Below are 14,740 nucleotides of genomic sequence, written 5' to 3' on the forward strand. Positions count from 1 at the left end.
GGTCGACGAGCAGGTAGTTAAGCTCAAGGCCCGTGGCGTTGAGGTGGGGACCTGCGAGAGCTTCCGCGGGTTGCTGCGAGCCGTCGCGTACTACCGGCTCACGGGCTATCTCTATCCCTTCAGGGAGTCGCAACCTTTTCTGGATGACGCCGGACGGAACGAACGTTGTCCACGGTCGCCCAAGCGAGAGCAGTCGTGGCTGGACCCCTGTTTATCTGCAGTTTTGTTCCGACTCGTTGAGAGTGTCTTCCATGGAATCCCAACGGTCCTGCGTTTGTGCGGCTCCCGAAACGACCAACTTTGCCTGATCCTGCGCCTCGGTTTGGTCTTCCGCGTTGGATGAGGGGGCTACAACCAGATCACGGATGAGCTTGCATTCGTCGGCACCGAATAAGGAAGTTTGCGTGGACGTCTTCCACGCGGGACTGACATCGTCGACTCCTGCGGGAGACCACATTGATAGTCTTCGCTCGATGACGATCAGTTCGGCCGTCGCCTCGGGTGATTCCACCGTGTAAATGCTGCTGGCACGAAGAATCAGCACCTACACGCCGGTCGTCAGAGGGGCGGCGGCGCGGCGCAGGGTCTCCGCGCCCGCCAAATCGCCGACCACTCCGGCTTCCGTGAGGAGCGCTGCAGCCTCTGTTTCGGCAGCGACCCTTGCTGTGCTGGCGACGGTGGGTTCAGCGCTGGACACCACGGCGCCGGGTGTCGCGCAACCGGAAATCACGAGAAGGATTGTGAGAGAACCGACCCACGACCGCACAATATTTCTGATCGTCTTTCGATTCTATGTGCGACCGGCGACCAGACCGGGGCGAGGCTGCAGAGGCCTGCCCGGCACCGATCGCGGGGTCAGGAATCCACGGGGCGTTGCACCGTGATCGGTGACGTCTCCGGATCGGCCACGGCTGCGCAGGCGTCCTGCGCAACGTGATGCAACTCGTCATAGAGGTGAACGGCCGACTCTTCTTTCAGGCGCTCCCAGGTGGAGTTGGATACGTGTTTCATGGTTTAGCGCTCCGTTCGTGTCCCGACGGGATCAACGCCTATTATCCTGTGGCCCGGCAACGGGGATTGAGCACGTCACAGACGACCAGCGCCGCGCGTGGAAGCTTAGTGAAATCGCTCGGAAAGGCCGAAAAGGGTTTGTTGCAACTGCTGATCCGGGTGGAGGGGAAATTGGCGAGAGGATTGTGTTTGCGCGCATAGTCACCCGATCCGCAGCGCAAGATAATTCGGCTGGGACCGATGCGTGACGCCGTGCGAATTGGTCATGACCGCCGACTTCGCGCGCAGGCTCGTGAGATACGGCTCGTTGGAGACCTGGCCGTAGGAATGGTTCTCGAGCACAACGATCACGACGTGGGCGGGTCGCGGCGGAGTCGTGTCGAACGCGGCCTGCGGCTGGCCGGCGAAGAGGCCAACGCACAGCACCGCCAGCAGGGCAGCGAATGCGAATGCGCGTTTCATGAAGGCTTCGCACCCAAATGCTACGCCCCTGCGGGGCCGATGCGCGGGGTGACCCTGCTGCACCGTTCACCCGCGCGTTACCCGCGAGTTCTAGACTGGTACTTTCGCGGCGTGCGGTACTGCCACGACCTGAACGAGGAGTCGTGTGAGCGAGCACCAGCATAGCCAAGCGGGCGCCAGCGGGTACGCCCAATCTGTGCTCGCGGCGGGCCACCGGGCCAGGCCAGCCCGTACCCTGGCCGACATCCTTGCGGTAACCGCGGCGCAGCATCCGGATGCTTTGGCCCTCGAAGACGCGGCCGGCACGATCAGCTACCGCGGTCTGCTGCGGCGCGTGCAGGCGCAGGCCAACGCGCTGAGCCTGGCCGGTGTGCGCCGCGGCGACACCGTGGGCATCCGCATTCCCTCGGGCACCCGCGACCTGTACGTGTCCATTCTGGCCACCCTGTTCGTGGGGGCCGCCTATGTTCCGGTTGACGCCGACGACCCCGAGGAACGCGCCCGGCTGGTCTTCGCCGAGGCCCACGTGGTCGGTATCATCGGCGAGAGCAGCGTGTTCGCGCCGCGTGAGGGGCTCGACGTGCAGTCGCTGCGCTCTCGCCGCATTGAACAATTTGACGACCCGGCCCTGGTTTTTCCGAACGAGAACATTCCGACATCCGACGACGACGCCTGGGTCATCTTCACCTCCGGCTCGACCGGCGTGCCCAAGGGCGTTGCCGTCACGCACCGCTCAGCGGCCGCCTTCGTCGACGCCGAGGCCGGCTTGTTTCTGCAGGGCGAGCCGATCGGAACGGGAGACCGGGTGCTCGCCGGTCTGTCGGTAGCTTTTGACGCGAGCTGTGAGGAGATGTGGCTGGCCTGGCGTAACGGCGCCTGCCTGGTTCCGGCGCCACGCTCGCTGGTGCGCAGCGGCGCCGACCTGGGCCCGTGGCTGATCACTCATGGCATCACCGTCGTGTCGACCGTGCCGACCCTCGCCGCCCTGTGGCCGGAAGAATCGCTCGAAGCCGTGCGACTTCTCATCTTCGGCGGCGAAGCCTGCCCGCCCGAACTCGTCGCCCGCATCGCCACCCGCGGTCGTGAAGTCTGGAACACCTACGGCCCGACCGAGGCCACCGTCGTCGCCTGCGGCGCCCTCGTCGACGGCGTCGGCGAGATGCGCATCGGCCTGCCGCTCGACGGCTGGGACCTCGCAGTCGTCGACCCCGCCGGCCGTCGCGTCGCCGAGGGCGAGACCGGCGAACTCATCATCGGCGGCGTCGGCCTGGCCCGCTACCTCGACGCCGCGAAAGACGCCGAAAAGTACGCGCCGCACCCGCAGCTCGGCTGGGCACGCGCCTACCGCAGCGGCGACCTCGTACGCTTCGACCGGGCCGGGCTGGTGTTCGCCGGCCGCGCCGACGACCAGGTGAAACTCGGCGGCCGACGCATCGAACTCGGCGAAGTGGATGCCGCCCTCAGCGCTCTTCCCGGAGTGGCCGGCGGCGCCGCCGTGGTGCAGACCACCCCCGCCGGCAATCATGTTCTGGTCGGCTACATCGCGCTGTCCAACGCGAACGCTCCGTTCGACCGGCCGACCGCTCTAATCCGGCTGCGCGAAGTACTCCCCGCCGCGCTCGTGCCACTGCTCGCGATCGTTGACGCGCTGCCCACCCGCACCTCCGGCAAGGTCGACCGTGCAGCGCTGCCGTGGCCGCTTCCCGCCTCGGACGACGACGCGGCCGCGCTGTCCACGACGGCAGCGTGGCTGGCTGAGGCGTGGGCATCCATTTTGGGGGTGCCGGTGACCGGTCCCGACGACGATTTCTTTGCCCAGGGCGGCGGCTCGCTCTCGGCGGCGCAGTTCGTGTCGGCCGTGCGCGCCCGACACCCCGAAACCACCGTCGCCGACCTCTATGACCACCCTCGCATCGGATCGCTCGCCGAGGAGCTCGATGCGCGAACACCCGCCACGCCCACCGTGGTGCGGCAGGTGCTGCCGACACCGGCCCGCAGTCAGTTTGCCCAGACGGTGCTCGGCATTCCGTTGCACGTGCTGAGCGGCGCCCGCTGGCTGGTCTATCTGGCCATCATTAACAATCTGCTGGGCCTGAATGGTGCCAGCTTCGCCCCGACGCTGTCGTGGTGGTGGGTGGCGCTCGGGTTTGTGCTGTTCGTGACCCCGCCCGGCAAGATGCTCATCGCCGTGATTGCCTCAAGGCTGCTGCTGCACGACGTGATGCCGGGCAACTATCCGCGCGGCGGTTCGGTGCACCTGCGGCTGTGGCTGGCCGAGCAGATCGCGCTGCTCGTCGACGCCGCGAGCCTCGCCGGCGCGCCCTGGATCAGCTATTACGCCCGGGCCCTCGGCGCGGAGATCGGCCCCGACGTCGACCTGCACTCGCTGCCGCCGGTGACCGGATTGATGACCATCGGCGCCCAGGCCTCGATTGAACCCGAGGTCGACCTGGCCGGGCACTGGATCGACGGCGACGTGCTGCGCATCGGCCACCTGCACATTGGTGCGGATGCCCGCATCGGGTCCCGCAGCACCCTGCTCGGCGGCGCCCACGTGGGCAACGGCTCCGAGATTGAACCTGGTGCCGCCGTCTCGTCGCGGGTGCCGGCGGGGGAGCGGTGGGCCGGTTCCCCGGCGCGCCGGGTCGGGTCAGCTCGCCGACCGTGGCCGGCCGAACGCCCTGCAAGAGCCAGCCGCTGGCTCGGCGCCTTCGCTGCCGGGTCGGTCGCGATGACCGCCATCCCCACGATCGCCCTCGTGCTTGGCGCGATCATCGTGGGCGCCGTCGTCGGGCACGCCGACACCCTCGGCGCGGCCGTGCTGCGCGCCGCCCTAATCATGCCGGTCGCCGTCGTTGCGGGCGGCCTCGCCTACGCGCTGCTCGTGATCGGCTTCGTGCGCGCCCTCGGATTGGGTTTGCGCGAGGGCTATTACCCGGTGCGCAGCCGCATCGGCTGGCAGGTCTGGATGACCGAACGCATCCTTGACGGAGCCCGCACCGTGCTGTTCCCGCTGTACGCGAGCCTGCTCACACCCACCTGGCTGCGACTGCTGGGCGCCAGGGTGGGCGTCGACGTCGAGGCGTCGACCGTGCTCTTGCTGCCCTCGCTAACGACCATCGCGCCCGCCGCGTTTCTCGCCGACGACACCATGGTCGCCTGCTATGAACTCGGCGGTGGCTGGATGCACATCGGCCCGGCCAAGATCGGCCGCAAGGCCTTTCTCGGTAACAGCAGCATGGCCGGCCCCGGTCGCACCGTGCCGCGCAACGGGCTGGTCGCGGTGCTTTCGTCGACGCCGCGCAAGGCTAAGCGCGGGTCGAGCTGGCTCGGCAACCCGCCCTCGCGACTGCGCCGCAAACAAACGGATGCTGACGACTCGCGCACGTTCCACCCTCCCGTTCGCCTGAAAGTCGCCAGATCGCTGTGGGAGCTGCTGCGCATCGTGGCCGGCTTCACCACCGCCTGGATCGCGCTGCTCGTGCTCGCCCTGCTCGACCTGCTCTGGCTGCAGCTCGGCCTCGGCGCGGCGATCGCCGTGTCGGGTGTGGTCATGCTCGCCGTCGGTGCGGTGGCCGCCGGGGTGACGACGGTGGTCAAGTGGACGCTGGTGGGGCGAATCGATGCGTCGGAGCATCCGCTCTGGTCATCGTTCATCTGGCGCAACGAGGTGTCAGACAGTTTCGTCGAGATGGTCGCGCGCCCCTGGTTCGCCGAAAAGGCCTCCGGCACGCCGGCGCTCGCCGTGTGGCTGCGCACGCTGGGCGCATCGGTGGGGCGCGGCGTCTGGTGCGAGACGTACTGGCTGCCCGAAGCAGATCTGGTGCGGCTCGGCGACGGCAGCACCGTGAACCGCGGCTGTGTCGTGCAAACCCACCTCTTTCACGATCGCGTCATGCAGCTCGACACGGTCAAACTCGCCGAGGGCGCAACACTCGGACCCAACGGTGTCATTTTGCCGGCCGCATCGATCGATGCTGGCGCGACCGTTGGCCCGGGCTCGCTCGTGATGCGCGGCGAACAGGTGCCCGCGGGGGCTCTCTGGTCGGGCAACCCGATCACGCCCTGGCTCCAGCCGCCGTGGCAGCGGTGAACGTGGAATAGTTGAACGATGGCCACTGTGCAGACGACCCACGGCTCGGCCAGCGCTGGCGACCCCTACATTCCCACCGGCGGCAACGGCGGCTACGTTGCCGAACACTACGATCTGAACTTGTCCTACCGGGTGGCGACCAACCGGCTGAACGCGACCGCCGTCATCACCGCGCAGGCCCTGACCCGTCTGGACCGGTTCAGCCTCGACTTCGCCGGGCTGAGCGTGGAAAAGGTCACGGTCAACGGCGAGCGGCCGACCAAGGTCACGCATTCTTCGCGCAAACTCGTGATCAGCCTCGCCACCACGATTGAGGCCGGGGCGGTGTTCGCGGTGACGGTGCGCTATCGCGGGGCGCCACACCCGGTGCGCAGTGCCTGGGGCGATGTCGGCTGGGAAGAACTTGACGACGGCGTGCTCGTCTCCGGGCAGCCCTGCGGGGCCGCGTCCTGGTTTCCCTGCAACGATCACCCGAGCAACAAGGCCACCTATCGGATTGAGATCGCCTGCGAATCCGGCTACACCGTGGTGTCGAACGGGGTGTTGTCGGCGCGGTCGAGCCGGTCGGGCCGCACCAGCTGGACCTTCGATGTGCGCGAGCCGATGGCGACCTACCTCGCCACGGTGCTGATCGGCCGCTACCGCCGCCGCGACCTGGTCGCCGCTCCGGTCGCGCACAGCCTGTACTTTCCGACCCGGCTTGCGAGCCGGGTCGGCACTGACTTTGCCAGCCTCACCGAGATGATCGCGTTCTTCACCGACCGGTTCGGCCCGTACCCGTTCGCGTCGTACTCGGTGGTCGTGACCGATGATGAACTGGAGATTCCGCTCGAGGCGCACGGCCTGGCCGTGTTCGGCAGCAACCACGTCGACGGGGAGCACGGCAGCGACCGCCTGATCGCCCACGAACTGGCGCACCAGTGGTACGGCAACAGCCTCACCGTGGCCCGCTGGCAGGACATCTGGCTGCAGGAGGGTTTCGCCTGCTATGCGGAATGGCTCTGGGAGGAGCAGCGCGGCGGTCGTACGGCAGACGCCCTCGCCGTGCTGCACCGCGGCAAGGTGGCGGCCCTGCCCTGCGACATCGTCGTCGGCGATCCCGGTCCACACGCCATGTTCGACGACCGCGTCTACAAGCGGGGCGCGCTCGCCCTCCACGCCATTCGCAAATCGCTCGGCGACGAGGCGTTCTTCTCGGCCCTGCGTGCCTACACCGCGGCCAGGCGGCACGGGCAGGTCTCCACCGACGACTTCGTGGAGTTCTTCTCCGAACACACCGGCAGCCGGGCGATTGGCGGGTTCGTGGCCCGCTGGGTGCAGCAGAGAGCGCTGCCGAGCCTTTAGCCGAGCCTAGGGGAGCTCGACGTTGGGCCACTCGGCTGCCCGGCTGCCCGGCTGCCCGGCGGCGCGGCGCGTGACGTGCGCCAATACGCGGCAGTTCGATGTCGGCCCGCTTCGTGCTGGCGAGGTCTGGTGCGCGGGTATTGAGCCAGTGCGCGAGACGTGCGCCAGTGCGGGGGAGTTCGCCGTCGGGCCGCTCGGAGCCGCCCAGAGGTGCTGCGCGGGTATTGAGCCAGTGCGCGGGAGTTCGGGGGAGGCGGTGGCTCCGGCGGCCTCGGCTACGCAGGAGTTGCGCCAATGCGCGGGACTTCGTGCCTGGTCAGTACTCCCGCGTGATGTGACGGGCTGGACCTGCGCCAGTGCGCGGGTGTTTCCGCCTCCCACGCAGCGGCGTGCCTCCCGCACGGCGTGAACTGGACGGCTGCGAGCGGTCACACCGAGTTTTAGAGCACCGAAAGGCTCGGGGGTCGCGGGCCGAGCACGGCCAGGGTGCCCACCAGCCCGGGGCCAGCGTCGAAGCCCACAACGTGCACCCGGCTCAAATCGAGGGTTGCGGTCGGCCAACTCAGCAGAGCGGATGCCTCGGCTCCGGTTCCGGCAGAGGCAGAGCCAGAGCCAGAGGCTTCGGCTCCGGCGGACGCCCCGGCTCCCGCGGAGGCGCCCGCCTCGCCCAGCCCGACCGTCAGCTCCTGAGGGTCCACCGTCAGGCCCTGGCCCGAGAGCTTCAGCAGTGCCTCCTTCGTGGTCCAGAGCCGGGCGCGGGTCCGGTCGCGCTCGGCGGATGGCATCCGCTGCAGTGCAAAGCGCTCGTCGGCATTGAAGGCGACACCGTCGAACCCCGCCCGGGCCACGGCCGCCAGGCTCTCGATGTCGACCCCGATCGGCCCGGCGAGTGACACCGCGACGACCACGGCATCGCCGGCGCGGCTCAGGCTCACGAAAGCGCCCCGCGGCCGAAGTACCCGCGGACGCCCATGTGCGCCGCCGCAGCGTGAGCAGCGCTGCTCGATGGTGACCGCCGCCAGGTCAACGTCGCAGACCCGGGCAACAGCGGCGGCGAGCAGTGCACGGTCGGTCTCGGGAAGCGGCGCGCGCGGTTGTAAAAAGAGGGAAACATCCGTTTGCGGCACGACCTAACCGTACCCGGGTGGCACACTGGAACATCGAGCAAGGAGAGCCAATGGCGCTGGTGGACAACGCGGTCTACGTGGACGGGCACCGGGTTGCCACGCCGCCGAGCCTCGACGAGACCTTCGAAGTGATGAAAGAGAAGGAGGGTTTCGGCTGGATCGGGCTGTACCGGCCGAGCGAGGAAGAAGTGCGGGCCGTCGCGACCGAGTTCAGCCTGCACCACCTGGCCGTGGAAGACGCCCTCAAGGGCCACCAACGCTCAAAGATCGAGCGGTACGCCGACATTCTGTTTATCGTGCTGCGCCCGGCGCGCTACATGGACGACGAAGAACGCGTAGAATTCGGCGAACTGCACGTGTTCGTCGGCCCCGATTTCGTGGTGACCATTCGCCACGCCGAGTCGCCCGACCTCGCTCTGGTGCGCGAACGGATGGAGAGCACCCCTCATCTGCTCGCCCTCGGCCCGGAGGCCGTGCTCTACGCCATTCTCGACCAGGTCGTCGACGAATATGGGCCTGTCGTGGCCGGGCTCGAGAATGACATCGACGAGATCGAAGACCAGCTGTTCGACGGCGACCCGGAGGTGAGCCGGCGCATCTACGCCCTCTCCCGTGAGGTGATTGAGTTTCAGCGGGCCACCCAACCGCTCGTGAGCATGTTCGAGGCGATGCAGCGAGGCTTCGACAAATACAACGTGGACCTCGAACTGCACCGGCACCTGCGCGACGTGCTCGACCACACCCTGCGCATCGTGGAGCGCGGCGACGCGTTTCGGCAGCTGCTGCAGAACGCCCTCACCGTGCACAGCACCCTGGTGGGCCAACGCCAGAACGATGAGATGCGGCACCTGTCGGAGACAAGCCTCGCGCAGAGCGAGGAAGTGAAGAAGATCTCCAGCTGGGCGGCCATTCTGTTTGCGCCAACCCTGGTGGGAACTATCTACGGCATGAACTTCGACCACATGCCCGAGTTGCATTGGCCGCTGGGCTACCCGTTTGCGATCACCCTGATGCTGGCCATGGGAATCAGCCTTTACGCCGTTTTCAAACGACGGGGCTGGTTGTGAGCCTGCAGATTGCAGCAGAAACCCGCGAAACCCCGACCGCCTCAGGGCAAACCGGTGATTTGCCAATTAGGGTATCCCTGTGTGGCACCTCGATAAGAAACAAGATGACGACGACGTGCTTTCCAAGTACCTGGGCGCCGTCCCTGTCGACCCGCAAAACGTGACCAGCCCACACAACCTCAGTCTGGGCGACCCGGCCTTCATCGCCGGCAACATCGCCGAGCCGGTCTGGCAGCGCTGGCGCGACGAACTGGCAGCCCTCGGCGGACGCTCGCCCCTGCTGCACTTCACCGACGAAGCCCGCACCCGCATCGAGCTGAGCGCCACGCATCCCGGCGGCCTGCCTCAGTTCATCATCGGCAAGACCACCCTGCTGTCCAACCTCATTCGCGATGAACTTGCGCTGCGTAACGCCCGCCTGGCCGCGAACGAGATCACCCAGAAGGGCATCGAACTGCGCTCCATGCGCGGCCTCGAATCGGTCAACCTCGCTATCGGTCTCGCCGAATGGCGCTATCAGGATGTGGATTACAGCGCTCCGGTGCTGCTGCGTCCCCTCGCCATTCGCCGGTACGGGCGCGATTACGAACTCAAGCTCAAGGGTCAGCCCTTTCTCAACCCCGAGCTCGCTCGCGCCCTGAAAGACCAGTTTCAGATCGTGCTCGACGCCGACGCATTCGTGGCGCTCGCCGTGACCAACGGCGCGTTCAAACCTCAACCGGTGATCGACCGCCTGCGCGGGCTGACCTCGCACCTGCCCTGGTTCAACGTCGTGCCGCGTCTGGTGGTCTCGAGCTTCGCCGACGTGGGTCGGGCGCTCGCCGCCGATGCGTCGAACCTCGACCATCCGCTGCTCGACGCCGTCGCCGGCAACAAGACTGCCCGCCGCAACATCGAGACCGCCTACAACCCAGTGGTTCCGATCGGACAGGATGCCCGCCCGCCGGCCACCGACACGCTGCTCGGCGACGCCGACTCGGAGCAGGAGAACGTCGTCGCGCAGATCGCGGCCGGCAATTCCCTCGTTGTGAAAACCCTGCCCGGTACCGGCGGCACCCAGACGATCGTGAATGCGATCGGCTCACTCGTGGCGCAGCACAAGCGGGTGCTCGTGGTGAGCGCCCGCCGTTCGAGCCTCGACGGTATCCACGGTCGCCTGGTGCAGGTGGGCCTACCCGGCATCGCGGTCACCCCGCGCACCCTGCGCCGCGACCTGATCCAGTCAATCACCCGCAACGAGAAAGCCGCCCAGCCGCGGGTCGGCGACGTCGATGACGCCCTCGTGCGCCTGCGCAAGGTGCTGCTCGACTACCGATCGGCGCTCACCCGCCGCGACTCGGCACTCGGCGTCTCCGTACTCGACGCGCTCGGCGAACTGGCCCGCCTCGCCCAGCTGCCCGAGCCGCCCTCGACCACGGCCCGCCTCGACCGGCACGCCCTCGAACTGCTCGCGCACTCCCGGTCGGCCGCCGCCAACACCCTGATCAAGGCCGCCGTGCTCGGCGAATTCCGCTACGGCCCCGGCGACTCGCCCTGGTACGGCGCCTCGTTCACCTCCACAGCGGATGCCTCCAACAGCCACCAACTCGCCAAACGCATCAACCAGATTGAACTGCCGCGGCTGCTCGAACGAGCCAACGGCCTCATCGGCCAGACCCGGCTGCGCCCATTCGAGACGATCAACGAACTCGGCATCTACCTGCGCCTGCTGCTGGACATTCGCGAAACCCTCGACAAGTTTCAGCCCGGCGTCTACGACCGGTCACTGACCGAGCTGATATCCGCCACATCGTCGCGCCGCGAATCATCCGAGATGAGCTCGGCCAGCCGTAGGAGACTGCGGAAGCTCGCGGAGGAATACCAGCGACCGGGCGTGCGGGTCACCGACATGAACGAGAGCCTGCGCCGCATCCAAAGCCAGCGCACGCTCTGGCAGCGTTATGCGGCTGCCGGTGTCACCCCGGAGGTGCCGGTCGGCATCAATGATGTGCACGTCGCCTTTCAGCGTGTTTCTGAAGATCTCGGTCTGCTTGACGTGCCGCTCGGCACGATTGGCACGACGCGCGCTCTCGCCGGGCGTCAGATCAATGAGCTCGTGTCGATGATCTCCGGCCTCGCCGCCGAAAGCGAGGTGCTCGCGAACCTGCACGAGCGCACCGCACTGCTGGCGACCCTGCGCGAGCACAACCTCGACCCGCTGATGACCGACCTGTCCCAGCGGCACGTGTCGGAAGAGAACGTCGCCGCCGAGCTCGAGCTGGCCTGGTGGCAGTCCGTGCTCGAGATCATGCTCGCGAGCGACCGGGCGTTGCTCGGCGCCAACACGGGGGTACTTGACCGCCTCGAGGCCGATTTCAAACTCGTCGACGAGGCGCACGCATCCGCTACCGGCAAGCTGCTGGCCTGGCTGCTGGCCGAAACGTGGAAGATCGGCGTCGTCGACTTTCCCGAGGAAGCCGACCAGCTGCGCCGGCTGCTGCGCGCCGACCGCGCCACCCCTGCACGACTCAACGAGGTCGCCCCGCACCTCGGCCGCGTGCTCGCCCCGGTCTGGCTGGCCTCGCCCTATGAGATCGCCGGGATCAGCGACCAGATCACCTTCGACACCGTTCTGCTCGTCGACGCCGGAGCGACGACCCTCGCTGAAAACGTCGGCGCGATTCGTCGCGGCCGTCAGATCGTGGCGTTCGGCGACCCGGTCACCCAAACCCCGTCGGCCTTCGAGACCGGTATCGCCGCATCGGGCGAGGTGGCCGCGCCCGAGGTCTCCGTCGACGCCCTGCACGCCGACTCCGCCCTGGCCCGCCTCGGCGAGCTACTGCCGACCCTCACCCTTACCCGCAGCTACCGGGCCGGCGGCGAAGACCTCGCCGAGCTGGTCAATCACCGTTTCTACGGCGGACGCATCGACTCCCTGCCCTGGGCCGGCAGTTTTCTCGGCCATGGCAGCCTCACCATCAACTATGTGGCCGGCGGCCGCGGCATGCCAGACGCCGACAGCGGCGCCATCGAGAGCGTTGACGCGGAGGTCGTGAAGGTCGTCGACCTGGTGCTCGACCACGCCTCCAAACGCCCGCGCGAATCGCTCATGGTGATCACCGCGAGTACCCGGCACGCCGTGCGCGTTCAGCAGGCCGTACTCGCCGCCTTCGCCAAACGCACCGACCTGTCGGACTTCATTCTGAAGGACCGCAGCGAACCGTTCACCGTGCTCACGCTGGAGCAGGCCGTTGCACAAAGCCGCGACCGGGTCATCTTCTCGATCGGTTACGGCCGTACCCCGCACGGACGACTGCTGTCGAACTTCGGTTCGCTCGGCGAGCCCGGCGGCGAACGCCTGCTCGCGATTGGCATGACTCGCGCCCGCCGCGCACTCGACATCGTCTCCTGCTTCCGCCCCGCCGACATTGACGAGGACCGCCAGCGCCACGGCATCCTCGCGCTGTCGCAGGTGCTCAGCGAAACCGAAGCTCGCCGCGACGAAGTGCAGGTTCCCGACGCGAGCGAGGCCATGCTGGTCGACCTTGGCGGCCGCCTCGAGAAGCTCGGACTCAGCGTGCGCCTCGGCCACCGCAGCAAGCTCGCCCTCGCCGCCTCATACGGCACCCGCGCGATCGTCGTCGAAACGGATGCCGTTGTCAATCGTGCAAGCCTGCGCGAGTCCCTGCGGCTGCGGCCCGAGGTGCTGCGCCGCCTCGGCTGGCACTACCTGCGCGTGCACAGCTTCGAGCTGTTCAGCAATCCCGACGCGGTCGCGGCGCGCGTCGCCGCCATCGCCGGTGTGCCCAAAACGGATGCCTCACCCTTCTCCACCGGAGAACCCATCGCTCCGAAGCGTCCCGGCGCGTGAGCAGCCCTGACGGCGAGTCCCGCCAGGGCGCGGACCGCTTAGGTACCGAGCGTCAGCCCATAGTGAAGGTGGCGGGCAAGGCGCGGCGCGCCCGGCTATTGCCGGCGCCGGACACGGATCCGAACCCGCACCCGCCGGTGCTGCGCGAAGAGGGTGGCGTCGCGCACACCGGAAGCGCGCCCAGCGCGAACGAGGCGCAATTGCGGCAGGATCGTCCGCCGCACTGGTAGTTGCTACTGTTTGGTGCCCTGGTCGGGCGCTGGGGCGGCGTTCTTGGCCAGCAGGTCGCGGATCTCGGTGAGCAGGTCGAGCTCGGTCGTTGGGTCGGCCACGACCTCGGACGGCACTCCGGCGGAGCGGCGACGGTCCTGGGCTTCCTTCAGCTTGTTCAGCGGCAGCACGATCACGAAATAGACGACCGCGGCGATCAGCAGAAAGTTTATGAGCGCGCCGATGACGGCACCGAACAGGATGAAGTCGCCGCCGGGAAGCGGTACACGGAGGGTTTCGGCGAGCGACTCGGCCTTGAAGATACCGGCGATGAGCGGGTTGAAGATACTCGTGACGATGGCGGTGACGAGCGCGGTGAACGCTGTACCGATGACGACGGCGACCGCAAGGTCGATGACGTTGCCGCGCATGATGAATTCTTTGAAACCGTTGATCACGGGGTGCTCCAAACGGATGACTTGGGCGACCGTCTTTGTCAGCGCCATCTATCTAGGACGCCTTCGCGGCCGGGACGGAGGAGGAGGAGGAGGAGGAGGAAGAAGAAGACGCCGAGCTGACTTTCCTCGCCGGTGTACTGTCGGACTTCTTCTCGGACTTGGTTTCGGCGGGTTTGCTCGCCGCAGAATCGGACTTGTCGGCTGATTTCTCGGCCGGCTTGCGGTCGAGATTCGGGTTGGACCGCTTTGCATCGGACTTGGAGTCGTTGCTATAGAAACCGGAGCCACTGAAGGTCACGCCGATCGACGAAAACACCTTGCGCAGCTTTCCCTGGCAGGTCGGGCACACCGTGAGCGAGTGGTCGGTGAAGGCCTGCTGGATATCGAAAGCGGTGTCGCACTCGGTGCAACGGTAAGAGTAGGTAGGCACTGCATCTCCAGCTGGTTGAGCCGACAGGCAAACGCCTGCCAGTACTAAGGTTATGCGCGCCCAAGGGCCTGCACGTTCAGAATGCTGGACTTGAGCGATGAAAACGGTCAGAAAGCGATGATTCGGGTCGGCGTTACGAGGCCGTTGACCGGCTGATCGTGCACTTCCCGGGGAACTTCCTGCAGATATTCACTGTCGAACACCACGGCGTAGACCGGCGGGCACTTCTCCATCGATCCGAGGGTCTTGTCGAAATAGCCGCGACCCCAGCCCATGCGCAGGCCATCACCGCCGACCGCTGCCGCTGGCACGATGATGAGGTCGACATCGTTGATGGCTATCGGGCCGAGCAAGGTACCCACGGCCTCCGGTACCCCGGAAATTCCGGTAAATTCCTCGTCACCGTCGCCGACGGTCCAATCGAGCAGGCCGTCTTCGCGCGAAATCGGAAACAGAATACGGATGCCTTCTGCCGTGGCCCAATTGAGAAAGGGTCGGGTATCGGGTTCATTGCGGGCCGATAAATAGCAGGAGATCGACCGTGCCGACAGGTCGAGCACGAGACTTTGCAAGTTTTCGGTGAAGCCGGCCGTGGCCGCCTCGCGTTCCGATGAGGTCATGTTCTGGCGACGTTCGCGCAATTCCGCTCTCAGCGCACGCTTGTGATGACCTGTGTCGGAGTCCATAT

General features: G+C 67.0%; 13 protein-coding genes. 5 read left to right on the forward strand and 8 right to left on the reverse strand.

Annotated features, from left to right (window positions below; genetic code table 11):
• Positions 1-211: 211 nt before the first annotated feature.
• The 4 genes from CJ028_RS20940 to CJ028_RS09550 all read right to left on the reverse strand — a co-directional run bounded on the left by CJ028_RS20940 (position 212) and on the right by CJ028_RS09550 (position 1,473).
• A complete protein-coding gene (locus CJ028_RS20940) occupies positions 212-544 on the reverse strand; it encodes a hypothetical protein (protein WP_161498945.1) in 333 nt (110 codons plus the stop codon).
• Complete coding sequence (locus CJ028_RS09545) at positions 545-730, reverse strand: hypothetical protein (protein ID WP_129590452.1); 186 nt, start codon at positions 728-730, stop codon at positions 545-547. It abuts the gene before it with no gap.
• A gap of 125 nt (positions 731-855) precedes the next feature.
• Entirely contained in the window at positions 856-1,011 is a 156-nt protein-coding gene (locus CJ028_RS20945; protein ID WP_161498946.1) for a hypothetical protein, read from the reverse strand.
• A gap of 201 nt (positions 1,012-1,212) precedes the next feature.
• Positions 1,213-1,473: a hypothetical protein gene (locus tag CJ028_RS09550; protein ID WP_105035017.1), complete on the reverse strand. Its 261-nt coding sequence runs from the start codon at positions 1,471-1,473 to the stop codon at positions 1,213-1,215.
• A 145-nt stretch (positions 1,474-1,618) separates the two neighbouring features.
• Between CJ028_RS09550 and CJ028_RS09555 the strand changes: the two genes are divergently transcribed.
• Positions 1,619-5,566 carry a Pls/PosA family non-ribosomal peptide synthetase gene (locus CJ028_RS09555; RefSeq protein ID WP_105035018.1) on the forward strand — a complete coding sequence of 1,316 codons (3,948 nt, stop codon included), beginning with the start codon at positions 1,619-1,621 and terminating at the stop codon, positions 5,564-5,566.
• Between the two features lie 18 nt (positions 5,567-5,584).
• Positions 5,585-6,910, forward strand: coding sequence for a M1 family metallopeptidase (locus tag CJ028_RS09560; protein WP_105035019.1), 1,326 nt, complete (start codon positions 5,585-5,587; stop codon positions 6,908-6,910).
• A gap of 440 nt (positions 6,911-7,350) precedes the next feature.
• Here CJ028_RS09560 and CJ028_RS09565 read toward each other — a convergent pair whose 3' ends face one another.
• Positions 7,351-8,037: a 4'-phosphopantetheinyl transferase family protein gene (locus CJ028_RS09565; protein ID WP_105035020.1), complete on the reverse strand. Its 687-nt coding sequence runs from the start codon at positions 8,035-8,037 to the stop codon at positions 7,351-7,353.
• Between the two features lie 50 nt (positions 8,038-8,087).
• Between CJ028_RS09565 and CJ028_RS09570 the strand changes: the two genes are divergently transcribed.
• The 3 genes from CJ028_RS09570 (at position 8,088) to CJ028_RS20665 (ending at position 13,184) form a co-directional block, all read left to right on the forward strand.
• Positions 8,088-9,104 (forward strand): magnesium and cobalt transport protein CorA, encoded by a 1,017-nt coding sequence (locus CJ028_RS09570; RefSeq protein ID WP_105035021.1) that lies wholly within the window; start codon positions 8,088-8,090, stop codon positions 9,102-9,104.
• A gap of 79 nt (positions 9,105-9,183) precedes the next feature.
• On the forward strand, positions 9,184-12,954 hold the full coding sequence (locus tag CJ028_RS09575; RefSeq protein WP_105035022.1) for an ATP-binding protein: 3,771 nt from the start codon (positions 9,184-9,186) through the stop codon (positions 12,952-12,954).
• Complete coding sequence (locus tag CJ028_RS20665; protein ID WP_129590453.1) at positions 12,951-13,184, forward strand: hypothetical protein; 234 nt, start codon at positions 12,951-12,953, stop codon at positions 13,182-13,184. Before CJ028_RS09575 ends, CJ028_RS20665 begins: the two co-directional genes overlap by 4 nt.
• A 3-nt stretch (positions 13,185-13,187) precedes the next feature.
• On the opposite strand, the gene mscL is transcribed toward CJ028_RS20665, so the two are convergent.
• The 3 genes from mscL to CJ028_RS09590 form a co-directional block, all read right to left on the reverse strand.
• The gene (mscL, locus tag CJ028_RS09580) at positions 13,188-13,670 is read right to left on the reverse strand and encodes a large conductance mechanosensitive channel protein MscL (protein WP_240607177.1); all 483 of its coding nucleotides are present in this window, start codon (positions 13,668-13,670) and stop codon (positions 13,188-13,190) included.
• 4 nt (positions 13,671-13,674) lie between these two features.
• Positions 13,675-14,052: an FmdB family zinc ribbon protein gene (locus CJ028_RS09585; protein ID WP_105035023.1), complete on the reverse strand. Its 378-nt coding sequence runs from the start codon at positions 14,050-14,052 to the stop codon at positions 13,675-13,677.
• 107 nt (positions 14,053-14,159) lie between these two features.
• Entirely contained in the window at positions 14,160-14,738 is a 579-nt protein-coding gene (locus CJ028_RS09590; protein WP_105035024.1) for a 5-formyltetrahydrofolate cyclo-ligase, read from the reverse strand.
• Positions 14,739-14,740 lie beyond the last annotated feature (2 nt).

It is taken from the genome of Cryobacterium aureum (assembly GCF_002954245.1).
In the GTDB taxonomy this organism is placed as follows: Bacteria; Actinomycetota; Actinomycetes; order Actinomycetales; family Microbacteriaceae; genus Cryobacterium; species Cryobacterium aureum.